Genomic DNA, 24,988 nt, shown 5'->3' with positions numbered 1-24,988 from the left:
CCGAGTGGTACCCGGTTCCGCCACGAAACTGGCCCCTGACAAGCGGCCAATGAGTACCTAGCCTCGTAGTCATGGCGACGGAGTTGGCAGTTGGGCATGCGCGCCAGGTGAGCCTGGCAAGCGCCGCTCTGCCCCCAAGCCTCCGGCAGGCTGACTACCTCGACGTCTTCGAAGTCACCGTCGCTGAATCTGACGCGCGTACGCCCGAAACGCTGGCACGGCAGGCGCTCGAACAATCCAGTCCAGCCCTCCGCGAGGGAATCCGGTTCGCCCACAAGGCGTTACTGCGATTCCGGCTCGGGCCGGCGGACTCACCGCAGCATATCCTCGGCTGGCGCATCGCGGTGTCGACTCCCGATGCGGTTCACCTGGAGGCCGAATCGCCGCTGATGGACGGAACTCTGATCCTCCGGCGAGTCGATGCCTCGACAGGCCAACTCATCACCGCACTGCACTACAAACAGCAGCGGCCTGCGGCGGTGATCTGGCGGGCCATCGGCCCCATCCATCGCACGGCCGCTCCATACCTGATGAACAAGGTGGTCATCCGATGATCGGTGACCGCTGGGGCGTCACCGACGCCGAAACCATGGCGCGATACGACTGCGACAGCTACGTCGCCAGCCCATCGCTCGAGGCGTGGCGCGGAGTCACCGTCAACACCCTACCAGATCGGTTGTGGCCGTGGGTTGTTCAAGTGCGCCTGGCACCGTACTCCTACGACTGGATCGACAATCTGGGCCGGGAGTCACCGCGCAAGCTGCACAACCTGAACGATCCCCGGCCCGGTGATCCGTTCACCGCCAGTGCCGGCCGGCCATTGGGCAAGGTGCTCTCGGTGGACCACCAAGCGCAGTTGACGGCGCAGATCATGGGCGCTCACATGTCCTATCGGCTCACCCCGCTAGACGACCACAGAACTCGATTGGTACTGAAAGTGACTGCGCCACAGTCGTGGCGGCTCGCCGCTCCCCTACTCAGTGTGGGGGATCTCGTGATGGCCCGACGGCAGCTACTCAACTTCAAGCAGCTCGCCGAGAAGTAGCGCCTCCAACTTTGTGATGCACGTCACATTGTGGACCTGTCACAAAACGGGCTCCAGATGCATCTCAGAGGTAAGGCGTTCATCAAAGGAGGCAGGACATGAAGGCCGGTACGGTCACGCGAACTCCACGACACATGCCAGCGTCGAATCGCGCCGCCGCCCAGGGGACTGCGATCGACTCGCGGTACCACCCGTCCGCGGCGGTGCGTCGGCAACTGAACAAGGTCTTCCCGACGCACTGGTCCTTCCTGCTCGGTGAGATCGCCATGTACAGCTTTGTGGTCCTGCTGCTCACCGGCGTTTACCTGACGCTGTTCTTCGACCCGTCGATGGCTGAAGTCACGTACAACGGCGTCTACCAGCCGCTGCGCGGTGTGCAGATGTCGCGCGCTTACGAGTCCGCACTCGACATCAGCTTCGAGGTCCGCGGCGGCCTTCTGGTGCGTCAGATTCACCACTGGGCCGCGCTGATGTTCGCCGCGTCGATCATGGTGCACATGGCGCGGGTGTTCTTCACCGGTGCGTTCCGTCGGCCACGGGAAGCCAGCTGGGTGACGGGTGCGCTGCTGCTGATCCTGGCCATGTTCGAGGGCTACTTCGGCTACTCGCTGCCCGACGACCTGCTCTCGGGTATCGGTCTGCGCGCCGCGCTGTCCTCGATCACCCTGGGCATTCCGGTCATCGGCACCTGGATGCACTGGGCCCTCTTCGGCGGGGACTTCCCCGGCCAGACCATCATCCCACGGATGTACGCGCTCCACGTATTGATCATTCCCGCAATCATTTTGGGCCTTGTGGCCACGCACCTGATCTTGTTGTGGTTCGGCAAGCACACCCAGTTCCCCGGCCCCGGCCGCACCGAGAAGAACGTCGTCGGCGTCCGCGTCATGCCGGTCTTCGCCTTCAAATCCGGCGCGTTCTTCGCCATGGTCACCGGAGTTCTCGGCATCATGGGTGGTCTGCTGCAGATCAACCCGATCTGGGAACTGGGCCCCTACAAGCCCTCGCAGGTGTCCGCCGGTAGCCAGCCCGACTTCTACATGATGTGGACCGAAGGCCTTGCCCGTATCTGGCCGGCCTGGGAGTTCTACCCCTTCGGCCACACCATCCCCGCTGTGGTCGCGGTGGCGTTGATCATGGGTCTGGTCTTCACGTTGCTCATCGCTTATCCCTTTATCGAGGCCAGGGTTACGGGTGATCATGCGCACCACAACCTGCTGCAGCGTCCGCGTGACGTGCCGGTCCGCACCGCCATCGGTGCCATGGCCATCGCGTTCTACATGGTGCTCACTCTGGCCGCGATGAACGACATCATCGCGCTCAAGTTCGACATCTCCCTGAACGCCACCACCTGGATCGGCCGCATCGGCATGGTCGTCCTGCCCGCAGTGGTCTACTACCTGACCTACCGCTGGTGCGTCGGCCTGCAGCGCAGCGACCGCGCCGTCCTCGAGCACGGCATCGAGACCGGCATCATCAAGCGACTGCCGCACGGCGCCTACGTCGAACTGCACCAGCCCCTGGGACCGGTCGACGACCACGGCCACCCCATCCCGCTGGAATACCAGGGTGCCGCACTGCCCAAGCGCATGAACAAGCTCGGCTCCGCCGGCTCGCCCGGCACCGGCAGCTTCCTGTTCGCCGACTCCGCCGTCGAACAAGCCGCCCTCGCCGACGCCAAACACGCCGCCGAGCACAAGGCACTCACCGCCCTCAAGGAATACCAGGACGAAATCTCGCCCAACGGCTCGCGCGGGCACCAATAGTTTGAGACACGCCCACATTGGTTGTGAAACAAGGTGTTTCCGCTCATGATGCTGGTGTGACCGAGTGTGAGAATGGCGCGGCCGACGGAGTTCATCCTCTATTGGTGGAGCGGTTCAGCCCGGTGTCGTTCGACCGGGACGCGACCCTGAGTGACGCAGAGGTCGACGTTCTGCTCGACGCCGCCCGTCTCACACCATCGGCGGGCAACTCCCAGCCGTGGATGTTCATCGTGGGGCGCCGTGACGACCCCGTCCACTCTCGGATCGTGAATCACCTGGCACCCAGCTCAGCGCGCTGGGCGCCCGATGCCGCACTGCTGATCGTGAACCTGGCTCACGTCCTCGTCGAAGACACGGACTGGGAGTTCTCCGAATTCGCGCGATACGACCTCGGACAGGCGGTGGCCCACATGACGATTCAAGGGCTGGTCATGGGACTCGGTGCACATCAGTTCCGCGCGTTCGATCGTGACGGTGTCGCGCGCGAGTTCGGCGTCCCGGCCGCATGGGAGGTGACGTCGATGACTGCCCTAGGGCGGGCTGGGCGGCCGTCGGACGAAAAGACCGGCCCTTCCCCGAGTCGCGCTCGACTGTCACGACGCGAAATCACCTGGGCCAGAGTGTGATGGGCTCAGCCCCGCCCGTTTGGCAGCCAGCGCATCACGCGACGGAATCGTTTGTGCCAGTTCGCGCCTCGGGCTGCGGGATCAGGCACACCGTTCCACCCGCCGTGTCCATCGGCCGAATGCCCAGACCCTGGTTGAGCCGACCACGCTGGTTCTCCCAGGCGATTTCGGCAGCGATTTCCATCAACTGAGCCTTACTGAGGTGCGTGAGCAGCTCCTCACGCAAGCCTTCGGAGATGATCGCGGGCGTACGGGACATCTCTTCGGCGAATTGAATGCACAGCTTTTCGAGGTGAGTGAACTCATCACTGTCCCGGTAGTTCACCAAGGCGATCAGTTTCTGCTCCGAGAACCCCTCACTCCGGCCGAGGGTATCGGAGATGTCGATGCAGAATTCACAGTGCGTCAACATCGCGGCTTTGATTCCCGCGAGCAGCTTCAGTTCGGTCGGCGCCCGGCCGCTGAACAACAGCGCCATTTCGTAGAGCCCGTTCGCTGCTGCGATGAGCGGGCGCCGGATCAGCCAACCCGGGAGGTCCCAACGGTTTTGGCGGGACTTGGCCAGGACCACGAGGTGTACCCAGATGCGCTTCAGGATTCTCACGATGCTTTCTCCTCGATTCCCTCGCCACCGGACGGCGCCTGCGGTATAGCCTCATGCTAGGTCGCTATTGGACGCAGGTTAGGAACCAATATTTCGATTGAATCGGGTACCACTTCAGGTCCGGAGCTGCTCATCGAGCTGGACCGGACCAGTGGTGCCGGCGCGCTGCATCGCCAGCTGGCCGATGGCCTGCGGGACGCGATCCGGACGGGACGGCTCACGCCGAAAACCCGTCTGCCTTCCAGTCGCGTGCTCGCCGCAGACCTCCAGGTGTCGCGACGCCTCGTCGTCGACGCGTACAGCCAACTCGTCGCAGAGGGGTTCCTGCAGAGTCAACAAGGTTCTGGCACAACGGTTGCCGCAGTCGACACGGCCACTGGGGAATCGCAACCGTCACGCCCGGACCGTCGAACATTCGACATAGACTTCGCACCCGGAGTGCCCGACCTGTCGAGCTTCCCCCGGCACAGTTGGTTGCGCGCGCTGCGTCAGGGGCTGTCGTCCATCGAATCTCAGTCGCTCGGATACGTTTCATCGAAGGGCCTACCCGACGCCCGCACCGCGGTGTCGGACTACCTACGACGCACCCGCGGGGTACGGGCCGATCCGCAGCGTGTCGTGTTGTGTTCGGGAGCGACGCAGGCCGTCGCATTACTCGCGCATGTGGTGGGAGATCGCGCGGTTGCGATGGAGAATCCCGGATTCTGGTTGCACCGCATGGTTTTCCGTCACCACGGCATCGAGCCGTTGCCCGTTCCGGTCGACGACGACGGACTCGACGTCGCCGCGCTCGCCAACACCGCGGCATCGGCGGTGCTGACAACCCCGGCCCACCAGTCTCCGACCGGTGTCGTCCTGTCACCCGCCCGTCGCACAGCGCTGCTCGAATGGGCCCGCGCGGGCAATATTGTCATCGAGGACGACTACGACGCCGAATACCGTTACGACCGCGCACCCGTCGGTGCGCTGCATGCCCTGGCCCCCGACCGCGTCGTCTACCTCGGCTCGGTGAGCAAAACACTGGCCCCCGGCTTGCGGCTCGGTTGGATGGTCCTACCGCCGGACCTTGTCGGTCCTGTGGTGTCGGCGAAAAGTCTTGCCGACACCGGTAGTTCGGTCATGGATCAACTCGCGTTCGCAACACTGCTCCGTTCCGGCGACTACGACCGGCACCTGCGGCTCATGCGCCGGCGCTATCTTGCCCGACGCAACGCACTACTGGCAGCGCTCGGTCGGTACCTCCCCGAGGCGAAGGTGCTCGGCGCCGCCGCCGGCGTCCATCTCACAGTGCGCCTGCCCACCGACTGCGACGTCGACGACATCGTCCGCGAGGCCGCGAGCCGGCGGGTACGTATCGATCCGCTGTCCTGGTGCTATACCGAACCCGACTGTGCGCCACCGGGATTGATTCTCGGCTACGCCAACCTGACGGAGTCGCAGATCGACACCGGCGTGCGGAGCATTGCGGCCGCAGTTGCTCGCGCGACGTAAGTGGTACCCGGTACCACCGCCAAAGTGGCGCCTGACACTGGGCCATTGCGCGCCTAATCTCGAGCAATGACGACGCGAACACCGTTGCGGATCGTGCTGGTGACCTGCGCGATCCTCGGCCTGATAACGCTGATCCTCGGCATCTGGGCGTTCGTCGCACCGATGTCGTTCTTCGAGGTGCTCGCACCGTTCGAGCCCTACAACCGCCACCTTCTGCATGACGCCGGCGTCCTGCAGATCGGTGTCGGAGTCGCGATGCTGCTGGCCGCGGCGCAGCGGTCACCCGTGGAGGTGGCGCTCGGCGGCTTCATCGCGTTCGAAGCGCTCCACGTCGTCTCGCACGTGATCGACCGGGATCTCGGTGGCCGGCCGGCATTCGACATCACGGCTCTCACGATCCTCACGCTTGCCGGCGTCGCCGCGTTGGTCATCGGTCGACGTAACTAGCGCGGCACTCGCTGTCTCGCAATCGATTTGCCGCCGACTCCACCGAGGGAGTCGCCACTCCCAATGTGCCTGGCCCCTTGTGGCGTACCGACGGCCGCATCCGCTGAGCGGGAATTCGGCAGCTCACACCGCCGACCTCTGGGCCGAGAGTTGATCCACTCCGAACGCAGCAGCCCATTCCCGAAATCCCGGTAGGAGGGAATCGCGATGGCGGGGCCCGAAGCGCGGCTGCCAATCTTCCTCGGTGGGACGTGTCCCGGGTCACATTGACCCGCAGGTCCCGGTAGAGAAACGGAGTACGTCATGCCGCAGCGATCGTTCGCCGGTCCGTTGCAAGCGGTCGGCGGGTTGTTCGCCATGACGGCCGACGCCGCCAAATTCGCGTTCCAGAGGCCGGTCCAGTGGCGCGAATTCCTCGACCAGTCATGGTTTGTCGCGCGCGTGTCGCTGGCACCCACACTTCTCGTCGCAATCCCGTTCACCGTATTGGTGTCGTTCACTCTGAACATCTTGCTCCGCGAACTGGGTGCCGCCGATCTCTCCGGAGCCGGTGCCGCGTTCGGCGCTGTCACACAGGTCGGTCCCATGGTGACGGTCCTGATCGTGGCCGGCGCCGGCGCGACCGCCATGTGCGCCGATCTCGGATCGCGCACCATCCGGGAAGAGATCGACGCCATGGAAGTGCTCGGGATCAATCCCGTGCAGCGGCTGGTGACCCCGCGCATGCTGGCCTCGGGACTCGTCGCACTGCTCCTCAACAGTCTTGTGGTCATCATCGGCATCCTCGGCGGATACCTGTTCTCGGTATTCGTGCAGGACGTCAACCCCGGTGCCTTCGCCGCCGGCATCACTCTGCTCACCGGTGTTCCCGAAGTCGTCATCTCCTGCATCAAGGCGACGCTGTTCGGCCTCATCGCCGGCGTAGTGGCCTGTTACCGCGGACTCACCATCTCCGGTGGTGGCGCCAAAGCGGTGGGCAACGCCGTCAACGAGACCGTCGTGTACGCGTTCATGTCGCTGTTCGTGGTCAATGTGGTGGTCACCGCCATCGGCATCCAGATGACCACACGATGACCCGCAGCACAGCGCCGCTTCGGTCCACGTACCCGCGGCTGACACGCGCCGTTCAGACGCCCGTGAAGATCACCTCCGGCATCGGCGATCACATCTTGTTCTACGGTCGTGCGATTGCCGCGGTGCCCTACGCCGCCGCGCACTACCGACGCGAAGTGATCCGGCTCATGGCTGAAATCAGCATGGGCGCAGGCACGTTGGCGATGATCGGCGGCACCGTCGTCATTGTCGGATTTCTCACTCTCGCCACGGGCGGCGTCCTGGCGATCCAGGGGTACAGCTCGCTGGGCAACATCGGCATCGAAGCGCTGACCGGATTCCTGGCGGCGTTCATCAACGTCCGAATCTCGGCACCCATCGTCGCGGGGATCGGCCTGGCGGCCACCTTCGGCGCCGGCGTCACCGCCCAGTTGGGCGCGATGCGGATCAACGAAGAGATCGACGCACTCGAGTCCATGGGCATCCGATCTGTCGAGTACCTTGTCAGCACCCGTATCGCTGCGGGAATGCTCGCGATCACACCGCTGTACGCCATCGCGGTGATCCTGTCCTTCGTCGCAAGCCAATTCACCACCGTGGTGCTACTCGGACAGTCCGGCGGCCTGTACAACCACTACTTCGACACGTTCCTCAACCCGATCGACCTGCTCTGGTCGTTCCTGGAAGCGGTCTTGATGGCGCTCGCAATCCTGCTGTTGCACACCTACTACGGCTTCTTCGCCAGCGGCGGCCCGGCCGGGGTGGGTGTGGCAGTCGGCAATGCCGTCCGCACTTCGCTGATCGTCGTCGTCTCCATCACGCTGCTCATCTCACTGGCCATCTACGGGCCCAACGGCAACTTCAATCTCTCTGGCTAAGTAGGCATCGAATGTCACGTGACTCAGTACGTTTGCTCACCGGCTGTGCTGCAATGGGGCTGGCCGCTGCCCTCGTCGTCGGTGCCGTTGTGTTGTTCCGCGGCGGTGCAACGTCCACGGCATCCGTCACAGTGCTCTCACCACGCGTGGGTCTGATCATGAATCCCGATGCCAAGGTGAAACTCCATGGCGCGCAGGTAGGCAAGGTGGCCGCCATCGAGAATCGGCCGGACGGCAGCGCCGCGATTCGTCTGGCGATGAATCCGGACTACCTCCAACTGATTCCGGCGAATACCCGGGTGCAGATCGTGTCCAGCACGGTGTTCGGCGCCAAGTACGTCGATCTCGTGCCGCCGGCCGAACCATCTGCCCAGTCGCTGCACGCGGGACAGGTTCTCGACGCCGGCCACGTCACCGTCGAGATCAACACGGTCTTCGAGCACTTGGTGGATGTGCTGTCCCAGGTCCAACCCGAGAAACTCAACGAAGCACTCGGCGCCATGGCCCAAGCGCTGGGCGGCCGCGGCGACAAACTCGGTCAGACCCTGGTCGATTTCGACGCCATGCTCGCCAAGATCGATCCGAGCCTTCCGGCAATGAGCCAGGAAATCGCCACTGCTCCAAAGGTACTCAGTGCCTATGCCGACGCCGGCCCCGATCTGATGGACGCCGCACGCAACGCATCTCAGCTCAGCGACACCATCGTCGAGCGCCAGCAGGACCTCGACTCGGTACTGCTGAGCGCCATCGGATTGGCAGACATCGGCAATGACGTAGTCGGTACCAACAGCAACGCGGTCGTCGACGCCATGCACCTATTGGTACCCACGACCAACCTGACCAATCAGTACAACCAAGCACTCACCTGCGCGCTCAAGGGCATGGAGCCGCTCGCGATGGGACCGCCGCAACCGTTGCCCGGGATCATGCTGCTGGACTCGTTCCTGCTGGGCACCGAACGCTACCGCTATCCGGGCAACCTGCCGAAGGTCGCCGCGTCGGGCGGTCCGCAATGCATGGGCCTGCCCAACGTGGGCTTCGGGGAGCGGCCACCGTTCGTGGTCACCGACATCGACGCCAACCCCGCACAGTACGGAAATCAAGGGATCCTGTTGAACTCTGATGCCCTCAAGCAAGCTCTGTTCGGCCCGCTCGACGGACCACCGCGCAACACTGCTCAGACAGGGCAACCCGGATGACGCGTCACAACTCGACCGCTCTGAAGTTCGGCGCCTTCGGCATCACGATGCTCCTGGTGACCGCAGCGCTTTTCGCAATCCTCGGGCAATACCGAACCGGCTCGACAAACACCTACTCGGCAGTGTTCACCGACGCCTCCAGCCTGAAAACCGGTGACTCCGTGCGAGTCGCGGGCATCCGGGTCGGCACGGTCGACAGCATCGCGTTGCGACCTGACAACACTGTGGTCGTAGGTTTCGACGCCGACCGCGACGTCGTGCTGACCACCGGCACCAAAGTCGTTGTGCGTTACCTCGATCTGGTGGGCAACCGGTACCTGGAGCTCGTGGACAACCCGGGGTCGACCAAAATCCAACAGGCCGGCACGCAGATTTCGGCCGACCGCACGGAGCCCGCGTTGGACCTCGACCTGCTCCTGGGCGGCCTCAAACCCGTCATCCAAGGGCTCAATGCCCAGAACGTCAACGCGCTGACCAATTCGCTGATCCAGATTCTGCAGGGCCAAGGCGGGACCATGGAATCGCTGATGGCTCAAACGACTTCATTCACGACGGCACTGGCCGACAACGGCCAGACGGTTCAACAATTGATCGACAATCTGAACACTGTCGTTGCGACAGTCGCCAAGGACGGCGACAAATTCTCCGGCGCCGTAACCCGCCTGCAACAGCTGATCACCGGCCTGTCCCAGGAACGTGACCCGATCGGCGATGCCATCACCGCTCTGGACAACGGAACAGGTTCCCTGGCCGAACTGATGACACAGGCCCGGCCGCCTCTCACAGGAACGGTCAACCAGCTCAATCGAATGGCCACATTGCTGGACAACGACAAAGACAAGGCCCGCATGGATCTCGCGCTGCAGAAGGCGCCCGCCAACTACCGGAAATTGGTTCGCCTCGGCGCCTACGGCAGCTTCATCAACCAGTACCTGTGCGGCATGAACGTTCGCGTGACGGATCTGCAAGGCCGCACCGCGTACTTCCCCTGGATCATGCAGAACACCGGACGCTGCGGGGAGCCCTGATGCTGAAATACCGCGGATCGCAACTGATGCGCACCGGACTCATCGGTTTGGTGCTGGTCATTCTCGTCATCGCTGTCGGCCTTCAACCGCAGAAACTGTGGTCGTGGGCCACGTCGATCAGGTACCACGCGGTGTTCGCCGACGCCGGTGGGCTGTCGCCGGGAAACGACGTCAAGGTCTCCGGCGTCACCAAGGGCACCGTAAGCGCCGTCACCCTCAGTCGCGGAAACGCCCTGGTGACGTTCACTCTCGATGGCACGGTCACGCTGGGCACACAGACCACCGCCCACATCAGAACAGCAACCGTCCTCGGCGCCCGGATGATGACTCTGGAACCCGCCGGAACCGGCAGCCTGCACGCCGCCGACACCATCCCCCTTGCCCGCACCGGGTCTCCGTACTCACTGACCGACGCCGTCAGCGACTTCACCTCCAACACCGCCGAGACCGACACCGCAACACTCACCCACTCGCTGGACACGCTGTCGGAAACCATCGACCGGATGGCCCCACAACTGGGACCGACGTTCGACGGGCTCACGCGCCTGTCACGAACGCTCAACAGCCGCAACGAATCCCTGGCCGCGCTGCTCAAGAACGCGGCCGACGTAACCGGCATTCTGTCGCAGCGCAGCGCGCAGGTGAACACCCTGCTGCTCGATGCCAACGCGCTCACCGGAGTGCTCAACCAGCGACGGCACGCGATCGTCGATCTGCTGGCCAACACGTCGGCGCTTTCTCAGCAGCTGTCGGGACTTGTGCACGACAACGAAAAGGTTCTCGCGCCCACGCTGCAGAAAGTCAACTCCGTCACCGCGATTCTTGAAAAGAACCGCGACAACATCGCCAAGGCCCTCGCCGGACTGGCCAAATATCAAGTCACGCAGGGCGAATCAGTGAACAACGGCTGGTACTACAACGCCTTCGTCGGCAACCTCATCCCCTCACAGACCATTCAACCGTTCCTCGACTACGCCTTCGGATTCCGTCGCGGCACCAACGCCGGCCAGCCGCCTGACAACGCCGGCCCACGCGCCGAGTTCCCCTGGCCCCACAACGGTATTCCGGGAGGCCACTGATGATCACCCGTCATCGCAAACCCTTGACACGTGTCGCCGCGGCCCTACTGGTGGCGCTGGCGCTCGCCGGCGGCGTGCTGCTCGTGCGGCAGACCGTTTTCCGTCCCACCACCATCACCGCGTACTTCACCTCCGCCACCGCGATTTACCCGGGCGACGAAGTCCGCGTCGCCGGCGTCAAAGTGGGAACGATCACCAGCATCGAACCTGCCGGCAGCCAAGCCCGGCTGACGCTCTCGATCGATCATGGCGTACCGATCCGGGCAGACGCGAAAGCCATCATCATGGCGCAGAACCTGGTGGCCGCCCGCTACGTGCAGTTGGCGCCCGCGTACGAAGATGCCGGCCCGACAATGGCCGATGGTGCGCGGATCGGCGTTGAGCGGACCGCGGTACCGGTGGAATGGGACCAAGTCAAAGACCAGCTCATGCGGCTGGCCACCGATTTGGGTCCGGTCAGCGGATCCGCCGCTACCTCACTGAGCCGTTTCATCGACAGTGCCGCGACCGCGATGGATGGCAACGGCGAGAAACTGCACCAAGCGATCAGCCAACTCTCGGGGATCGGACGCATATTGGCGCACGGCAGCGGCAACATTGTCGAGATCATCAAGAATCTGCAGACCTTCGTCACCGCGCTGCGCGACAGCAACACCCAGATCGTCGAGTTCCAGAACCGCCTCGCGAGTGTCACGAGCGTCGTCGACGGCGCGCGGTCCGATCTCGATGCCGCCCTGACGAACCTGGCTTCCGCCGTCGGCGAGGTGCGGCGCTTCGTCGCGGGTACCCGCGATCAGACCGTCGAACAGTTGCAGCGGTTGACGAACGTCACCCAGAACCTCGTCGACAACAAACTCAAGCTGGAAAATGTGCTGCACGTGGCGCCCAACGCCATCGCCAACGGCTACAACATCTACAACCCCGACAGTGGTACGGCCGTCGGCGCTTTCGCGATGTCGAACTTCGCCGATCCCGTGTCGGTGGTCTGCTCAGCGATTGCGGCAGTCAAGAATGCCACGGCAGCCGAATCGTCGAAGTTGTGCGCGCAGTATCTCGGCCCAGCCCTGTCGCTGATCAACTTCAATTACCTACCACTGCCGACGAATGTCTATCTCCGCAAGGCACCGAGTCCGGAGAATCTGGTTTACACCGACCCCAAACTCGCCCCCGGCGGAAGCGGTTCCCGCGCCGAGTCCCCAACCGAGCCCCCGGCGGTGTCGGCCTACACCGGTACCAACGACGTCACCCCTCCCGCCGGGTGGGGCGCGCCGCCGGGCCCCCCAGGGGCATACGCGCCCAACGGATTACCGGCCGATCCCGCGCCCGCATTGTTCCCCGGCGCGCCGGTCCCCCAACCAGCCGCCGCGTCATCGCCACAAGCACCCACAGTCCGGGACCTGCTCCTTCCCGCAGAAGCCGCTCCCGCGGCGCCGAACCCAGGAGGCACCCCGTGATGAAGCGACGGTCCCTGGCCCGCCTCACGGCGCTATCGGCCTGCTCCCTGCTGTCGGTAACCGGTTGTGCATTCCACGGATTGAACTCGTTGCCGTTGCCGGGCACGGTGGGACGCGGGGCCAACGCCGCGATCTATCACGTCGAACTCGCCAATGTCGGTACCCTGGAGGCGAATTCGCCGGTCATGATCGGCGACGTCATCGTGGGCAGCGTATCGAAAATGTCGGTGCGCAACATGCGCGCCGACGTCGAGGTGTCGGTCAAACCTGGCACCGTGGTCCCCGCGAATGCGGTAGCGACCGTTGGGCAGACCAGTCTGCTCGGGTCCATGCACCTGGCGCTGGATCCGCCGCCGGGGAAGGCGCCCTCCGGACAACTGTCCCCAGGCACCACCCTGCCGCTGAACCGGACGTCGACATACCCGTCGACGGAACAGACGTTGTCGTCGCTATCGGTCCTCGTCAACGGCGGCGGACTCGGCCGGGTCGGTGAGCTGGTCACCGAGACCAACAACGCATTGAACGGCAGGCAGGACCAGGTCCGCGACCTGCTCACGCGCCTCAACAATGTGGTCGGCATCTTCGCCGATCAGCGAGACGACATCAATGCCTCCATCACCGCGCTCACTCGCCTGGCAGGAACCATGGCCGGCCAGAGCGATGTGATCACCCAAGCCCTGCAACGAATCCCGCCCGCGCTGGATGTGCTGATCAAAGAGCAGCCCCGTATCACAACAGCTCTGGAGAAGTTCGGCGTGTTCAGCAATACAGCCACCAAACTGATCAAAGCCACCCAAGACGACTTGGTGACCAACCTGCGCAACCTGGAACCGACCCTCCGCGCCCTGGCCGACGTCGGACCGAATCTGGGCACTGTGCTGGCGTTTGCGCCAACGTTTCCCTACCCGCAGAACTTCATCGACCGCGGCATTCGCGGTGACTACCTCAACGAATTCATCACCTTCGATTTCACGATCCCCCGGCTCAAGCGAGGATTGCTGCTGGGCACCCGCTGGGGACAGGAAGGAGCCCCTTTGGTTCCCGCTCCCGGCGACCCCTGGTACGCCAACTACACCAAGGACCCGCTGGGCACGTTGCTGACCGCGCCGCCGAAAGCTGTTGCGACGCTGCCGGCGCCGGCACTCGCCGCCCCGACAAATCCGAACGGCGGCAGCAACTGATGCTCACCCGCTTCGTACGCATTCAGCTCGGCCTCTTCGCGGCCGCCTCGATCATCGGTATGGCAGTGATGCTGGTCGTCTACCTGCAGGCACCCACCCTGTTGGGGCTCGGGCGCATGACGGTCAGCCTGCAACTGCCGGCCACCGGTGGCCTGTACCGGTTCTCGAATGTCACCTACCGCGGCGTGCAGGTCGGCAAGGTGACCGATGTCCGGCCCACCCGTGACGGTGCCGTCGCCACCCTGTCGCTCGACAATGCGTCGAAGATTCCCGCGGACCTGCACGCCGCGGTACTGAGCGTGTCCGCCGTCGGTGAGCAATATGTCGACCTGCAACCCCATAACGATGCCGGCCCCTACCTGCACGACGGATCGGTCATTCCGGCGTCGAAAACATCGATTCCCCAAGCTGTCGGACCGATGCTCGATCAAGCCAGTGCGCTCATCGACAGCATCCCGAAAGACAAGATCAGCCCGCTGCTCGACGAAACATTCAAGGCGTTCAACGGCTCTGGTTACGACGCCGGGTCCCTGTTGGATTCCTCGTCGAAATTGATCGCCGACGCCAACAGCGTCAGCGATCAGTCTCGAGCGCTCATCGATGACAGCAGGCCCTTGCTCGACGGCCAAGCTCAATCCGTCGATGCCATCCGGACCTGGGCCCACAGCGTCGCGGGACTCAGCCGGCAACTCGTCCAGAACGACCCCCAAGTCAGGACGCTTCTCAAAGACGGGCCGGACGCCGCGGACGAGGGCTCCCGCCTGTTCAACCAGGTAAAGCCCACTCTGCCGCTGCTTTTGTCCAACCTGACAACCCTCGGGCAGGTGGCTGTGACCTACCACCCGTCGCTCGAACAACTGTTGGTGCTGCTGCCACCGACAGTGTCGTCCACCCAGTCTTACGGTGCACCCAAGAACAATCCGACGGGCATGGCTTTGGGCGATTTCACCCTGAACATCGGCGATCCGCCGGCCTGCACCGTCGGCTTCCTCCCGCCGTCGTCCTGGCGCTCACCGGAAGACACCAGTGATGTCGACACCCCCGACGGGCTCTACTGCAAGCTGCCGCAGGATTCGCCGATCGGTGTACGCGGGGCGCGGAACTACCCATGTATGGGCAACCCCGGAAAGCGCGCTCCCACAGTCGAAATCTGCGATAGCGACAAGCCTTATCAGCCCCTGGCGATGCGCCAGCATGCTCTCGGCCCGTATCCGATCGACCCCAACCTGCTCGCTCAGGGGATCCCGCCGGATTCTCGGGTCGATCATGACAGCACGATCTACGGACCACTCGACGGAACGCCGAGGCCGACAACGGGTCAACCGCCGGCCGGCGAGGCCGCACCGGACACTCCCCCGCCGCCGCCGGATGGTGCCGCGCCCACGCCGGTGGCTCCGAGCGCCTTCATTCCCGAGACTTCGAAGGGCCCGTCGGTCGCCATCGCCACGTATGACCCAGCCACCGGACGCTACGCGGGTCCGGATGGAAAGGTCTACCGCCAGAAGGATCTGGCTCCGCGGAGCGGAGAACGGACGTGGCGGGACCTGTTCACCGCCTGATTGAACAACGTTGGGCCGGCACGTTCTCAGGGCGGGCCGGCCCCGCAGTGGGTACCTGGGTCAGGCGGTCTTGACCAGCTTGAAGGGCATCGTGATGAAGAGGACCCTGCTACTTCCGCACGAGCCGCTGACTCCGGTGGTGGAGTCCTCGCCCATCAGTGTCGACGATGTCGGGTCCGCGCCGGCCCCATCTGAGGTAGCCGGGTAGAACCTGAAAACCTGAAGTCCCGGCCCTGCAGTGCCATCTGCACATGGCTGCCAGTTGTCGACCGTCTTCTTGACGTACCAGACGCCGCTTTTCATGTAGATCGGCGCGTTCCATCCCCAGTCGCTCGCGACGGTGCCTGCGCATTCGGTCGGATAACTGCACTCGGTCTTGATCGTCCAGGTGCTGCGGATACTCGCCTCGTCGTGATAGATGTCGTTGGTCTTGGCCCACTCACCATTGGACGTTGCGACATAGGTGCCATTGAGACCCCAGTCGTTCGAGGCGTCGGCGATGCCACAATCCCACCCCGTCAACAGCCCGACAGTCACCGCCGTCGCAGCGATCGATGTCGTTGATATCTGCAAGGCCTGCTCCTTTGCGGCGAACCCCTTTGCCGCCCGTCGGTGGACACCAGACGGCGCGAGTCCGACCACTTCGGCTCATCGAAAGATGCTGCCGCACAATCGGTACAGCTACTACTGTCCAACTTTCCGCATTGGGCGACAGCCAAAATCCCGCCAGGCGGTCATCGCACCCTGCGTGGGTCGATGGTGTGTCACCGTTGACTACGGATCTACCGCCATGGAGGAAGTCTGCGATGCGAATCGATCGAGCACCACGCCGAGCAGCGGCGGGCGCCGTATTCGTGATCGCCTTCGGTACCGCGACAGCACATTCCGCTTCCGCAGACAGCGACTCGACGCCGCACCGCGTGACGTACACCGTCACGGCCGATCTGGCCACCAACGCGGGCATCTACTACCGCGATGTCCAACCGCCCACGTGGGCCGAATACAGCCACAACCCTTATGAATTCAGCCCGAGAGACGACGTACATCTCGAACCCGGAAAGCCCTGGGTTCACGAAGCCACCCTGGACGACCCCGACCAGTGGGCGATGGTCACGGTCACCACAGCCGGTCAGCCATCACAGCCCGGCCAGACGCTGCGCTGCACACTCACCGTCGATGGGCAGGTCGTCAACCGATCGAACGGCGCCAGCGGTGCGCTGTGCTCACTACGAAATTGGTGACTCATCGAGCACCAGGCGGCCGTCAACCGCTGGGCGGGAACCCTTCACCATTCGGAACTCGACCGGATTAGCGTCGAAAACATCATGGCCAGAACGGGAATGGCACCAACGGGCACTAGTACCCACGATCAGCAGCGAACCGGAGGTGGATCATGCGGTTACTCAGCCGCGCTGATACCGCGACGCAGGTGAACGCCACAGACACCGCCGCGGAAGACGGCCGGGCACAGCCTGTCGACCCGGGGCTGATCAACCAGGCGGAGGCCGAAGCACTCGCCGCAGAAGAGCTGGCCGCAGCAGCGCGCGCACGAGCCGATGAACTTCGCGCGCGGGCAGCCGAATCGGATCCCGCTGATGCCGAAACCGGTACACCGCAGGAGTCGTCGACGGGGCGATGGCGGCGGTTGCGCCGCCCAAAGTTGAAGACGGTATTGGCCACTGTCGCCGTCCTGGCAAGTGTCGCAGCACTGGCGGCGACCGGCTACATGCTCCACTACCACCGTCAGCTCGACAACGAGGTGCAGCGGAAGGCGGAATTCACTTCCGCCGCCTCGCAGGCGGTCGTCACGCTGATGTCGATCGACGGCACCAAGGCCGAGGACAACGTCCAGCAGATCCTCGCCAATTCCACCGGACAGTTTCGCGATGATTTCCAGGCCGATGCAAAGGATTTCGTCCAGGTCGCCCGCGAGTCAAAGGCGGCGACAAAGGCCACGGTGCGCAGCGCGGCCGTGGAATCGATGACGCCGAATTCTGCTGTGGTCCTCGTAACCGCCGCGACAACGGTGAGCAACACGGCGGGGACCAACCAACAACCACGCAACTGGCGCCTCAGTGTCACCATGTTCAGAGACGGAGCGCAGCTCAAGATGTCGAAAGTCGAGTTCGTGCCATGACCACAGAAGCGGCAGCACCCACCGCCGACGACACCACTCCCGAGGACGTCGAAAGTGATCAGCCCGACGAAGCATCCTCGGTCGCTGACGAGCAACACGTCGACGTATCGGGGGACCAAACCACGTCAAACCCGCGCCGTTCGAAGCCACTGACCCGCCGGCTTGCGGGCCGGTGGCGGTCCATCGCCGTCATGAGCCTCATGCTGGCGTGCGCCGGCACCGCGGGAGCGACGTACCTCACCACTTATCGCAATGACCGCGCCAGCGCCGAGGCCGAAACCCAGGTTGCCAAAGCCGCATCCGAAGGTGCCGTGGCGTTACTGTCCTATGCGCCGGCAAGTTTGGATCACGACCTGGCAGCCGCGCGCTCGCACCTCACCGGCGGGTTCCTGACGTACTACAGCCAGTTCGCCGACCAGTTCGTCGCGCCGGCCGCCAAACAGAAGGACATTCACGCTGTCGCGTCGGTCGTCCGTGCCGCCACAATCGACGCACACGCAGACAGCGCACACGTCCTGATCTTCCTGAACCAAACCACCACCAGTCGTGAAAATCCCGAACCGACGCAGTCGGCCAGCAGCGTGAAGGTCGGACTCACGAAAAACAATGGGGTCTGGCGTATTTCGTCATTTGATCCGATCTAGTCGTCATCGGCATGAGGGATAGCCGTTCAGAATGCGCACAGAACCGGGCGCACTGATCGAGAGTGCGCCCGGTTCGGTATCCAAACGCCACTAGCGACAAAGCAACTCGCCCAGCGCGCGGCTTGCCTGTCGACGGGCGGCATGCGCGATGTCGAACATGGGCATCGTCATGAAGCCATGTATGCCGCCCGCGAAGAACAACTGCTGAACGGTACCGCCGGCATCCCGCAGTGCATCTGCGTACGCCAGTCCCTCATCTTTGAGCGGATCGCAACCGGCGACCACCATGACGGCCGGAGGCAATCCTTCGAGACGACCGCACAGCGGGGATGCGTACGGATGGCCGCGATCACTTTGCTCGGGAACGTATTGATCCCAATACCATTGCAGCGCTTCACGCGGGTTGTAGTAGCCCGCTCCGAACCGACGGTAGGAGTCGGTGTCGAACTGCGCGGCGATCACCGGGTACAGCAGCATCTGCGCGGCGATGGACAGCTCGCCGCGATCACGCGCCATCAGTGCGACCACGGCAGCGAGATTTCCGCCCGCGCTGTCGCCTCCTATCGCAACTCGTTGGACATCGGCACCGAGGTCACCCGCGTGTTCGGACACCCAGCGGGTCACCGCATACACGTCCTCGGCAGCCGTAGGCCACCGGTGCTCTGGAGCCAATCGGTATGCGACCGAAACGATCACCGCCGGAATGAGATTCGCCAGATTCCTGCACAGTCCGTCGTGGCTGTCCAGATCGCAGAAGACGAAGCCGCCACCGTGCGCGTACACCAGAACCGGCAGCGGTCCGGACGCTTCCGGCCGGTAGATCCGGACATCCACATGACCACCGTCGACCGACACCCGGTCATCCCAGACGACGGCGACCGATTCGGGCTGCGGGTTCGGCACGAACCGCGCGCGAATCGCGGCCCTGGCCTCGGCGCCGGTCATCGTGGATACCTTGGGAAATCCCCCATCGAGAGCCTCGATCAGGTCCGCCACTTGTGGATCGAGGCTCATGCGGGCCGCATCGCAGACGCGCGCAGCTCCGCGTTGTGCGCGGTAAGACCGCCCCGCAGGGGGCGCACGAGCGTGGGCGTGGCATGCTCGCGGACGCTTTCGGCGTTGCGCCATACCGCCGTGGCGGTCATCCGCACGGGCGTCACCAACCGCCGGTCGAACGTCATCTTTGACATGGGGCCACACACGGACACCGCGGCCACGGCTTCGCCCACGGGTCCGATCGGTGCTGCGACGCAGCCGAACCCGCGAAGAGACTCTTCCCTCTCAGTGGCCACACCGTGGGCGCGGACCCTGTCCAGTTCGGCAGCGAGCTGGGCACTCGTGGCGACCGAGTACCGGGTTCGTCGTTTCGCGAGGTCAACGTCAGCAGAGTCGCGATAGGCCAGGATCGCCTTACCGACGGCGGTACATTGGGCGGGTTGGCGGCCGCCGACCCGTGTCGGGATCGCAGCTCGCACCTCGTCGCCGATCTTCTCCAGGTATACGACGTCAGAGCCGTCCAATATGGCGAGATGCACCACCAACCCGGTGGCCCGGTGCAGATCACGCAGGAGCGGAATGGCAGCCCGGTGGATTCGGTCCTGTTGCAGCGCAAGGTTTCCCAGCTCCACGAGACGCACGCCGAGCTCGTAATCGAACCCGTCACGACTCAGCCAGCGCAGGTTCACCAGGCGCTCGAGCATGCGGTGCGCGGACGAGCGGGGCAGCCCGGTGCGACGAACTATCTGCGCCAAGGTGAGACTTCCCGACCCATCGAACGCGTCCAACACCAGGGAAACCCGATCAATCACGTTGCTAGGCATCTCGGCAGCCATATCGACGGTCAGCGTCATCGAAACCCTCCAGGCTCATCGCTCGAATAGTCAAAATAGGAATAGCGAGTTTTTTACCATATGCTGTGGTCGCTGTCACATACCGATCTGTGGCCGCCGGCGACCTCGCCGCCGCGGCTGGTTCCGCTCACCGGTCGGCCACGTATCGCCGGATTCCCTGAACTCGGTAGAGCTGAATCGGAAGAACACATCAACGACCTCGGGAGCCCCATGCGCAAGCAACTGCTGCTGGCCATCGCCGCCGGCGCGCTCACCCTTGGCCCGCCGCCCGTGGCGACCGCTGACACCCCTGCCTCGTGCGAGGACGCCTACTGCACGCCCGGCATCTCCCCCGGGGTGGTGTTGGGAGCCCCCTGTGGCGACACGTCGCATTTCGTTTTCGGCACCACGTCATGGGGCCGACTCGTGTTCTGCGGCTCTCCGCGGCGATATGAACCGCGCTATTTTCGCTCGCCGCCGATGCGGGGTATCAAGGTCGAGGGCTCACCCTGCCCTCAATTCGTCAACGACGTCGCCCAGGCACCGGACGGGTTGTTCTTGAGCTGCGTTGCTGTCGACGGGGCCAGCCGCTGGGTGCAAGGCGATCTTTGACCCGCGCAGGGCGACGCAACCTCCCGGCACCGGAGCCGGTCTACCCCCGTTCGTGCGTCGGTGGCGACACGCCGTCCAGACCGGCTCCGAGCAGTGTGCGAACAAATAGGTCACCATCGAGGAGCCTGCTCGTCCGTGCGGTGATCTGCCACTTGCCCGCAATTCTGTTGAGTACGAAAAGATTTGCGGTGGCACGCCAGACTCGGTAATGGTCGTCGCCGCTGGAGTCTGAACCGCTCTGGCGCAGCAGTACCAGCGATTCGCAGACGGCCACTGCGGCGTCGCCGTCCAAGGCGATCACAGCAGGTCCCAGGAAGTGACAACACCCCTGAGCGACGAGGTCCTGGTGTGATGGGGAGCTGACCATGTCATGTACCCCCTGACGGCCCGTCATCTGCCAGCCTTCTACGTCGTAGGTTCCGCCGACAGCCCACAGCCGCGCGGCTCGGTCGGCGTCGCCCGAATCGACTGAAGGACCGTACGTGGCAATGATTTTCGCGATCTCCAGCTGATCTTCGAGTTGCCGCAGACGTGACAAGACCTCGGCTTCGGTCATACTTCCTTCTCCAATTCACGCAAGCGGACCAACTGATCGCAGTAGTGCGACGCACTGTTTGCCCGGACCACGCAGCTGATGGCCGTGGCCCCGGCGTCGCGCAGGACTTCCAATTGGGCGCGCGTGCCGGCCGGATCACCCTCTGGGTCAACCACGGTGGACAGCACCACCTCAAAACCCGGCTGACGTTCGACGATGGCCAACATGTCAGATACGTCATGCGGATCAAGCCCGAAAGGCATCCATCCGTCCGCATGACGTACTGCCCGTCGCAGTGACGCCGCACCGCGTCCGCCGACCCACAGTGGGACCTGCCGCTGTTCAGCGTGCGGCAGCACAGTCATGCCCTGGAAGTCATAAAACCGTCCATGGTATTGCGGTATCGCACTGGACAGCGATGCTCGAAGAGCGCAAATCGCGTCATCCGCGCGTGCGGCCCGCTGCGCCCACGACGCTTCCAACAGCGCGAATTCCTCTTCCAGAGAGCCGATTCCGACTCCGAGTATCAGTCGCCCCGCGCTCACCCGATCGAGGGTGCCGTAGCGTTTCACGATCTCCAACGGATGGTGGTATCCGAGGACCAGCACCGCAGTGGCCATCCTGATTCGGCTGGTGTGCGCGGCAAGATAACCCAAGGTGGCCAGCGGATCCCAATACACCGCACCACGGTTGGCGACATCCGCCGACGGAACGGCAATGTGTTCCGAGCACGTCAGATACTCGAAACCCAATTCGTCAGCAGCGGAAGCAATCTGAACCAGATCCTCGATGCCGGCGGTGGATTCCCAGTCGCTGGCGATTCCGGGCTGCTGCACCACTACTGGCGTGGACAAACCCAACCGCACGTCAATGTGCCCCGGCAATCAGGGCTCTGATCGCCTCATGCGATTCCAGCACCACCCGCGATCTGTCCGGGGCACTGTTGGCTTCTGCGCGGCCCACGTTACCGCCCGCCACCCAGACCGGCCCATCGGCAAGGTGTGCGAGACCTTCTGCGGCGACGTCAGCGGGCTCGTTGACCAGGATGCCGGGCGCATCGAAATTGAGGCCGATTCGCTCCATCGCCGGCGTCCGCGTGACACCGAGCACCAATTCCAATACATCCACATTGTGTTCGCGCAGTTCCACCCAGAGGCTCTCGGCGAACATCCGGGAAAAAGCCTTGGCGCCAGCATAAATCGTGTGCCTCCACGCGCCCATGTAGCCGGCAAGCGATCCGACGAGCATGATGCCTCCGCGGCCACGAGCCGCCATCGGACGGCCGTAGTACTGGACCAATTCGAGCATCCGCGTGACATTGAGGTCGGTGACCTTTTGAAACTCGCGGAGGTCGGTCTCCAAGAACAGCTCGTTGCACGTGCTCGCGCCTGCGTTATAGATCAACAATCCCACTTCGAGGTCGGCGGTGCCCTCGCAAATCCGGGCAACCGATTGTGGATCGAGGAGGTCAGCGGACTCCACGCGAACCTCGACGCCGATTTCGCGGCAGCGTGCCGCGGTCTCCTCGAGCGGCCCCGGTTTGCGCGATCAGTACCAGGTTCAAACCCGCCCGCGCGAGCTGCACGGCGAATTCGGCTCCCACGCCCTCTGATCCACCGGCAATGACTGCCCACGGTCCGTACTTGGCAACATCGATCATCGTGAATCCTTTTGTCGGAGTTATCTTTGCGTGGCGCCCGCGTCAACGGGCAACGTGATCGCGGTGACGTAGCGAGCCTCGTCGGAGGCCAGGAACAGCGCCGCATTTGCGACGTCGATCGCTTCAACCCACGGGATGGACAGGAGGTTCATCCGTCGCGCGGCTTCGGCGAACTCGTCCCGCGTGGGAGGTCGGTCCAGGTCCGGACGGAAAGCAGTCCGGACGACGTCGTTCTGGATGAGCGGGGTATCGACGTTGGTGGGCAGAATGCAATTCACGCGGACGGCGTGCGGCGCCAGGTCGTGCGCGAAGCTGCGCATCAGTCCGATCACCCCGTGCTTGGCGGCGGTGTAGTGGCCTACCCCGACAAGGCCGCGCACGCCGGCGATTGAGCTCGTCAGCACCATGGCGCCGCCACCGCGTGCAATCAGGTGTTCGGCGCTGGCCCTGCAGGTGTGCCACACTCCGGTCAGATTGACGTCGAGCATGGTGCGCCAGGCGTTTTCACCGAGATCGATGGTCATCGCACGGGACGTGATTCCGGCCGTCGCGCAGACAATGTCGAGTCCACCGAACACATCGGCGCCCCGGTCGGTCGCGGCCTGCATCCCCTTGAGGTCGCGGACGTCGACGATCTCGGTGTGGATCCGGCCGCCGGCCCGTGCGACCAGCCTGGCCGTCTCCTCGAGGTCGGCCGGAGTGCTGAAGGGAACCGAGACGGTCTCGACAGGCCCGCACAGGTCGAGCCCGATGATGTCGGCGCCCTCCTGGGCGAACCGCACCGCTTGGGCGCGGCCGATTCCGCGCGCAGCACCCGTGATGACTGCGACTTTGCCTGCGAGCCGCAGCGCACTCATGCGCTTCTCCCCGTCACACTGCGTGCCCACAGGTCTCGGCGTCGTTTGAATCAGGCTTCGATCTCCTGCTCACACCTGCAACGGTAGGTACCGCCTCCAAGCCGAATCTTCGGCGATTCCCGGTGATCGGAAACCAATGCAGGGATCCCGCTCATCGGAGAGACCGGTTGGGTGCGTGCCTTTGTCGTCCCAGACTTTCAGCACATGAACGATGTCGAAGCCGGCACCGAAATCGTCAGCGCAGGCCGAGGTGTATTGCTAGCGGTAGCCGATGTCGTTGAGGAGACTCCCGACGCTCGGTCGTTGGTGTTCACGGTCCCCGAACAGCTGCGCGACCGCTTCACCTACCGTCCAGGGCAATTCCTGACCCTGCGCGTACCGAGCGATCAGACCGGCTCGGTGGCCCGGTGCTACTCGTTGGCGAGTTCCCCGCACACCGATTCCGAACTGAAGGTCACGATCAAGCGAACTGTGGGCGGATACGGGTCGAACTGGTTGTGCGACAACATTTCTGCTGGCGAAACCATCGAAGTGCTACCGCCGGCCGGAGTCTTCACACCGTCCTCGCTCGACACCGACTTTCTGTTGTGGGCCGCCGGAAGCGGTATCACCCCTGTGATGTCGATCCTCAAATCAGCGATGGCATCCGGTTCCGGACGAGTGGTGCTGTGCTACGCCAACCGTGACGAGCGTTCGGTGATCTTCGCGGCTGAGCTCCGCGAACTGGCTGCGCGTTACGCCGGTCGCTTGACGGTATTGCACTGGTTGGAGTCGGTGCAGGGGTTGCCGACTCGCGCGCAGCTGACCGGATTTGCGCGCACCGTCTTTTCCGGGTCCGCGACCTTCGAATCGTTCATCTGCGGTCCTGCCGCGTTCATGTCGGTCGTCAAGGAGGCCCTGAGCGAAGCCGGGGTGCCACGTGAGCGCATCCATCTCGAGGTGTTCCAGTCCCTCTCGAGCGACCCGTTTGCCAATGAGATGAGTTCCGCAGCAGATCATTCCGATAGCGGAGACGCTGCAACGGTACGGATCGACCTTGACGGCGCGAGCCACCGATTGCGATGGCCGCGTCGCGCAACACTGGTCGACACGATGATCGCGGCAGACCTCGACGTGCCCTACTCGTGCCGAGAAGGCCAGTGCGGATCGTGCGCGGCGACCGTGCTCGGTGGCCAAGTCGACATGGCAGCCTCCGAAGTACTGCAAGCAGAGGACCTCGCCGACGGTCTGATCTTGGCCTGCCAGGCCACACCAATATCAGACGAACTGCACATCAAGTTTTAGAAAAACCTCTGCTCCACAAC

26 protein-coding genes and 2 pseudogenes are annotated in these 24,988 nt (G+C 63.9%); 20 read left to right on the top strand and 8 right to left on the bottom strand.

Annotated elements, in window-relative coordinates; genetic code table 11:
- The first annotated feature begins 71 nt into the window (after positions 1 to 71).
- From ACJH6H_RS03000 to ACJH6H_RS02985, 4 genes are all read left to right on the top strand, one after another.
- Positions 72 to 554, top strand: coding sequence for a hypothetical protein (locus ACJH6H_RS03000; RefSeq protein ID WP_406774191.1), 483 nt, complete (start codon positions 72 to 74; stop codon positions 552 to 554).
- On the top strand, positions 551 to 1,045 hold the full coding sequence (locus ACJH6H_RS02995; RefSeq protein ID WP_318984245.1) for a polyketide cyclase: 495 nt from the start codon (positions 551 to 553) through the stop codon (positions 1,043 to 1,045). Before ACJH6H_RS03000 ends, ACJH6H_RS02995 begins: the two co-directional genes overlap by 4 nt.
- A gap of 134 nt (positions 1,046 to 1,179) precedes the next feature.
- Complete coding sequence (locus ACJH6H_RS02990; RefSeq protein ID WP_406774190.1) at positions 1,180 to 2,811, top strand: cytochrome bc complex cytochrome b subunit; 1,632 nt, start codon at positions 1,180 to 1,182, stop codon at positions 2,809 to 2,811.
- Positions 2,812 to 2,915: 104 nt separating this feature from the next.
- Entirely contained in the window at positions 2,916 to 3,437 is a 522-nt protein-coding gene (locus tag ACJH6H_RS02985; RefSeq protein ID WP_318984243.1) for a nitroreductase family protein, read from the top strand.
- A gap of 34 nt (positions 3,438 to 3,471) precedes the next feature.
- On the opposite strand, the gene ACJH6H_RS02980 is transcribed toward ACJH6H_RS02985, so the two are convergent.
- Positions 3,472 to 4,008 carry a carboxymuconolactone decarboxylase family protein gene (locus tag ACJH6H_RS02980; RefSeq protein WP_244872834.1) on the bottom strand — a complete coding sequence of 179 codons (537 nt, stop codon included), beginning with the start codon at positions 4,006 to 4,008 and terminating at the stop codon, positions 3,472 to 3,474.
- Between the two features lie 99 nt (positions 4,009 to 4,107).
- On the opposite strand from ACJH6H_RS02980, the pseudogene ACJH6H_RS02975 reads away from it, so the two are divergent.
- The 11 genes and pseudogenes from ACJH6H_RS02975 to ACJH6H_RS02925 form a co-directional block, all read left to right on the top strand.
- Positions 4,108 to 4,338 (top strand): annotated as a pseudogene (locus tag ACJH6H_RS02975) (GntR family transcriptional regulator); the annotation flags it as partial.
- Positions 4,339 to 4,479: 141 nt separating this feature from the next.
- A complete protein-coding gene (locus ACJH6H_RS02970) occupies positions 4,480 to 5,532 on the top strand; it encodes a PLP-dependent aminotransferase family protein (protein WP_244872833.1) in 1,053 nt (350 codons plus the stop codon).
- A 66-nt stretch (positions 5,533 to 5,598) separates the two neighbouring features.
- On the top strand, positions 5,599 to 5,979 hold the full coding sequence (locus ACJH6H_RS02965) for a hypothetical protein (protein WP_212806416.1): 381 nt from the start codon (positions 5,599 to 5,601) through the stop codon (positions 5,977 to 5,979).
- 303 nt (positions 5,980 to 6,282) lie between these two features.
- Positions 6,283 to 7,053 (top strand): ABC transporter permease, encoded by a 771-nt coding sequence (locus ACJH6H_RS02960; RefSeq protein ID WP_212806417.1) that lies wholly within the window; start codon positions 6,283 to 6,285, stop codon positions 7,051 to 7,053.
- Positions 7,050 to 7,910 carry an ABC transporter permease gene (locus tag ACJH6H_RS02955; RefSeq protein ID WP_212806418.1) on the top strand — a complete coding sequence of 287 codons (861 nt, stop codon included), beginning with the start codon at positions 7,050 to 7,052 and terminating at the stop codon, positions 7,908 to 7,910. Before ACJH6H_RS02960 ends, ACJH6H_RS02955 begins: the two co-directional genes overlap by 4 nt.
- Positions 7,911 to 7,921: 11 nt before the next feature.
- Positions 7,922 to 9,109, top strand: a complete 1,188-nt coding sequence (locus ACJH6H_RS02950; RefSeq protein ID WP_212806419.1) for an MCE family protein — start codon at positions 7,922 to 7,924, stop codon at positions 9,107 to 9,109.
- Positions 9,106 to 10,137 (top strand): MCE family protein, encoded by a 1,032-nt coding sequence (locus ACJH6H_RS02945; protein WP_212806420.1) that lies wholly within the window; start codon positions 9,106 to 9,108, stop codon positions 10,135 to 10,137. The genes ACJH6H_RS02950 and ACJH6H_RS02945 overlap by 4 nt, the downstream gene beginning before the upstream one ends.
- Positions 10,137 to 11,216, top strand: a complete 1,080-nt coding sequence (locus ACJH6H_RS02940; RefSeq protein WP_212806421.1) for an MCE family protein — start codon at positions 10,137 to 10,139, stop codon at positions 11,214 to 11,216. Before ACJH6H_RS02945 ends, ACJH6H_RS02940 begins: the two co-directional genes overlap by 1 nt.
- Entirely contained in the window at positions 11,216 to 12,670 is a 1,455-nt protein-coding gene (locus ACJH6H_RS02935) for an MCE family protein (protein WP_212806422.1), read from the top strand. The genes ACJH6H_RS02940 and ACJH6H_RS02935 overlap by 1 nt, the downstream gene beginning before the upstream one ends.
- Positions 12,667 to 13,851: an MCE family protein gene (locus ACJH6H_RS02930; RefSeq protein ID WP_318984237.1), complete on the top strand. Its 1,185-nt coding sequence runs from the start codon at positions 12,667 to 12,669 to the stop codon at positions 13,849 to 13,851. Before ACJH6H_RS02935 ends, ACJH6H_RS02930 begins: the two co-directional genes overlap by 4 nt.
- Positions 13,851 to 15,410 (top strand): MCE family protein, encoded by a 1,560-nt coding sequence (locus tag ACJH6H_RS02925; protein WP_212806424.1) that lies wholly within the window; start codon positions 13,851 to 13,853, stop codon positions 15,408 to 15,410. Before ACJH6H_RS02930 ends, ACJH6H_RS02925 begins: the two co-directional genes overlap by 1 nt.
- Before the next feature lie 60 nt (positions 15,411 to 15,470).
- On the opposite strand, the gene ACJH6H_RS02920 is transcribed toward ACJH6H_RS02925, so the two are convergent.
- Positions 15,471 to 15,947: a hypothetical protein gene (locus tag ACJH6H_RS02920; protein ID WP_212814726.1), complete on the bottom strand. Its 477-nt coding sequence runs from the start codon at positions 15,945 to 15,947 to the stop codon at positions 15,471 to 15,473.
- Between the two features lie 269 nt (positions 15,948 to 16,216).
- Between ACJH6H_RS02920 and ACJH6H_RS02915 the strand changes: the two genes are divergently transcribed.
- The 3 genes from ACJH6H_RS02915 (at position 16,217) to ACJH6H_RS02905 (ending at position 18,191) form a co-directional block, all read left to right on the top strand.
- Positions 16,217 to 16,651, top strand: a complete 435-nt coding sequence (locus tag ACJH6H_RS02915) for a hypothetical protein (protein WP_244872832.1) — start codon at positions 16,217 to 16,219, stop codon at positions 16,649 to 16,651.
- 152 nt (positions 16,652 to 16,803) lie between these two features.
- Positions 16,804 to 17,547 (top strand): hypothetical protein, encoded by a 744-nt coding sequence (locus tag ACJH6H_RS02910; RefSeq protein WP_346416840.1) that lies wholly within the window; start codon positions 16,804 to 16,806, stop codon positions 17,545 to 17,547.
- Between the two features lie 191 nt (positions 17,548 to 17,738).
- Positions 17,739 to 18,191, top strand: a complete 453-nt coding sequence (locus ACJH6H_RS02905; protein WP_244872830.1) for a twin-arginine translocation pathway signal — start codon at positions 17,739 to 17,741, stop codon at positions 18,189 to 18,191.
- A 90-nt stretch (positions 18,192 to 18,281) separates the two neighbouring features.
- Here ACJH6H_RS02905 and ACJH6H_RS02900 read toward each other — a convergent pair whose 3' ends face one another.
- Complete coding sequence (locus ACJH6H_RS02900; RefSeq protein ID WP_346416841.1) at positions 18,282 to 19,205, bottom strand: alpha/beta hydrolase; 924 nt, start codon at positions 19,203 to 19,205, stop codon at positions 18,282 to 18,284.
- Entirely contained in the window at positions 19,202 to 20,041 is an 840-nt protein-coding gene (locus tag ACJH6H_RS02895; RefSeq protein WP_212806426.1) for an IclR family transcriptional regulator, read from the bottom strand. The genes ACJH6H_RS02900 and ACJH6H_RS02895 overlap by 4 nt, the downstream gene beginning before the upstream one ends.
- A gap of 210 nt (positions 20,042 to 20,251) precedes the next feature.
- Between ACJH6H_RS02895 and ACJH6H_RS02890 the strand changes: the two genes are divergently transcribed.
- Positions 20,252 to 20,632 (top strand): hypothetical protein, encoded by a 381-nt coding sequence (locus ACJH6H_RS02890; protein ID WP_212806427.1) that lies wholly within the window; start codon positions 20,252 to 20,254, stop codon positions 20,630 to 20,632.
- Between the two features lie 40 nt (positions 20,633 to 20,672).
- Here ACJH6H_RS02890 and ACJH6H_RS02885 read toward each other — a convergent pair whose 3' ends face one another.
- The 4 genes and pseudogenes from ACJH6H_RS02885 to ACJH6H_RS02870 all read right to left on the bottom strand — a co-directional run bounded on the left by ACJH6H_RS02885 (position 20,673) and on the right by ACJH6H_RS02870 (position 23,684).
- Complete coding sequence (locus ACJH6H_RS02885; RefSeq protein ID WP_212806428.1) at positions 20,673 to 21,188, bottom strand: nuclear transport factor 2 family protein; 516 nt, start codon at positions 21,186 to 21,188, stop codon at positions 20,673 to 20,675.
- On the bottom strand, positions 21,185 to 22,033 hold the full coding sequence (locus tag ACJH6H_RS02880; protein WP_212806429.1) for an LLM class F420-dependent oxidoreductase: 849 nt from the start codon (positions 22,031 to 22,033) through the stop codon (positions 21,185 to 21,187). Before ACJH6H_RS02880 ends, ACJH6H_RS02885 begins: the two co-directional genes overlap by 4 nt.
- Position 22,034: 1 nt before the next feature.
- Positions 22,035 to 22,827: pseudogene (locus ACJH6H_RS02875) on the bottom strand (SDR family NAD(P)-dependent oxidoreductase).
- 20 nt (positions 22,828 to 22,847) lie between these two features.
- The gene (locus ACJH6H_RS02870; protein WP_212806430.1) at positions 22,848 to 23,684 is read right to left on the bottom strand and encodes a mycofactocin-coupled SDR family oxidoreductase; all 837 of its coding nucleotides are present in this window, start codon (positions 23,682 to 23,684) and stop codon (positions 22,848 to 22,850) included.
- 204 nt (positions 23,685 to 23,888) lie between these two features.
- Here ACJH6H_RS02870 and ACJH6H_RS02865 point away from each other — a divergent pair, with 204 nt between their 5' ends.
- Positions 23,889 to 24,968 (top strand): ferredoxin--NADP reductase, encoded by a 1,080-nt coding sequence (locus ACJH6H_RS02865; RefSeq protein ID WP_212806431.1) that lies wholly within the window; start codon positions 23,889 to 23,891, stop codon positions 24,966 to 24,968.
- Positions 24,969 to 24,988: the final 20 nt, after the last annotated feature.

The organism is Mycobacterium sp. SMC-21 (assembly GCF_045310825.1).
Lineage (GTDB): Bacteria > Actinomycetota > Actinomycetes > Mycobacteriales > Mycobacteriaceae > Mycobacterium.
This window is presented reverse-complemented; position numbering and strand designations above follow the sequence as displayed.

Excerpts from the sequence above, each read along its gene's own strand:
- ACJH6H_RS02990 (WP_406774190.1), top strand. The coding sequence starts at position 1,180 with ATGCCAGCGTCGAATCGCGCCGCCGCCCAGGGGACTGCGATCGACTCG.
- ACJH6H_RS02945 (WP_212806420.1), top strand. The coding sequence starts at position 9,106 with ATGACGCGTCACAACTCGACCGCTCTGAAGTTCGGCGCCTTCGGCATC.
- ACJH6H_RS02960 (WP_212806417.1), top strand. The coding sequence starts at position 6,283 with ATGCCGCAGCGATCGTTCGCCGGTCCGTTGCAAGCGGTCGGCGGGTTG.
- ACJH6H_RS02900 (WP_346416841.1), bottom strand. The coding sequence starts at position 19,205 with ATGAGCCTCGATCCACAAGTGGCGGACCTGATCGAGGCTCTCGATGGG.
- ACJH6H_RS02935 (WP_212806422.1), top strand. The coding sequence starts at position 11,216 with ATGATCACCCGTCATCGCAAACCCTTGACACGTGTCGCCGCGGCCCTA.
- ACJH6H_RS02865 (WP_212806431.1), top strand. The coding sequence starts at position 23,889 with ATGAACGATGTCGAAGCCGGCACCGAAATCGTCAGCGCAGGCCGAGGT.
- ACJH6H_RS02925 (WP_212806424.1), top strand. The coding sequence starts at position 13,851 with ATGCTCACCCGCTTCGTACGCATTCAGCTCGGCCTCTTCGCGGCCGCC.
- ACJH6H_RS02950 (WP_212806419.1), top strand. The coding sequence starts at position 7,922 with ATGTCACGTGACTCAGTACGTTTGCTCACCGGCTGTGCTGCAATGGGG.
- ACJH6H_RS02895 (WP_212806426.1), bottom strand. The coding sequence starts at position 20,041 with ATGACGCTGACCGTCGATATGGCTGCCGAGATGCCTAGCAACGTGATT.
- ACJH6H_RS02905 (WP_244872830.1), top strand. The coding sequence starts at position 17,739 with ATGAGCCTCATGCTGGCGTGCGCCGGCACCGCGGGAGCGACGTACCTC.
- ACJH6H_RS02940 (WP_212806421.1), top strand. The coding sequence starts at position 10,137 with ATGCTGAAATACCGCGGATCGCAACTGATGCGCACCGGACTCATCGGT.
- ACJH6H_RS02885 (WP_212806428.1), bottom strand. The coding sequence starts at position 21,188 with ATGACCGAAGCCGAGGTCTTGTCACGTCTGCGGCAACTCGAAGATCAG.
- ACJH6H_RS02910 (WP_346416840.1), top strand. The coding sequence starts at position 16,804 with ATGCGGTTACTCAGCCGCGCTGATACCGCGACGCAGGTGAACGCCACA.
- ACJH6H_RS02955 (WP_212806418.1), top strand. The coding sequence starts at position 7,050 with ATGACCCGCAGCACAGCGCCGCTTCGGTCCACGTACCCGCGGCTGACA.
- ACJH6H_RS02915 (WP_244872832.1), top strand. The coding sequence starts at position 16,217 with ATGCGAATCGATCGAGCACCACGCCGAGCAGCGGCGGGCGCCGTATTC.
- ACJH6H_RS02890 (WP_212806427.1), top strand. The coding sequence starts at position 20,252 with ATGCGCAAGCAACTGCTGCTGGCCATCGCCGCCGGCGCGCTCACCCTT.
- ACJH6H_RS02965 (WP_212806416.1), top strand. The coding sequence starts at position 5,599 with ATGACGACGCGAACACCGTTGCGGATCGTGCTGGTGACCTGCGCGATC.
- ACJH6H_RS03000 (WP_406774191.1), top strand. The coding sequence starts at position 72 with ATGGCGACGGAGTTGGCAGTTGGGCATGCGCGCCAGGTGAGCCTGGCA.
- ACJH6H_RS02870 (WP_212806430.1), bottom strand. The coding sequence starts at position 23,684 with ATGAGTGCGCTGCGGCTCGCAGGCAAAGTCGCAGTCATCACGGGTGCT.
- ACJH6H_RS02995 (WP_318984245.1), top strand. The coding sequence starts at position 551 with ATGATCGGTGACCGCTGGGGCGTCACCGACGCCGAAACCATGGCGCGA.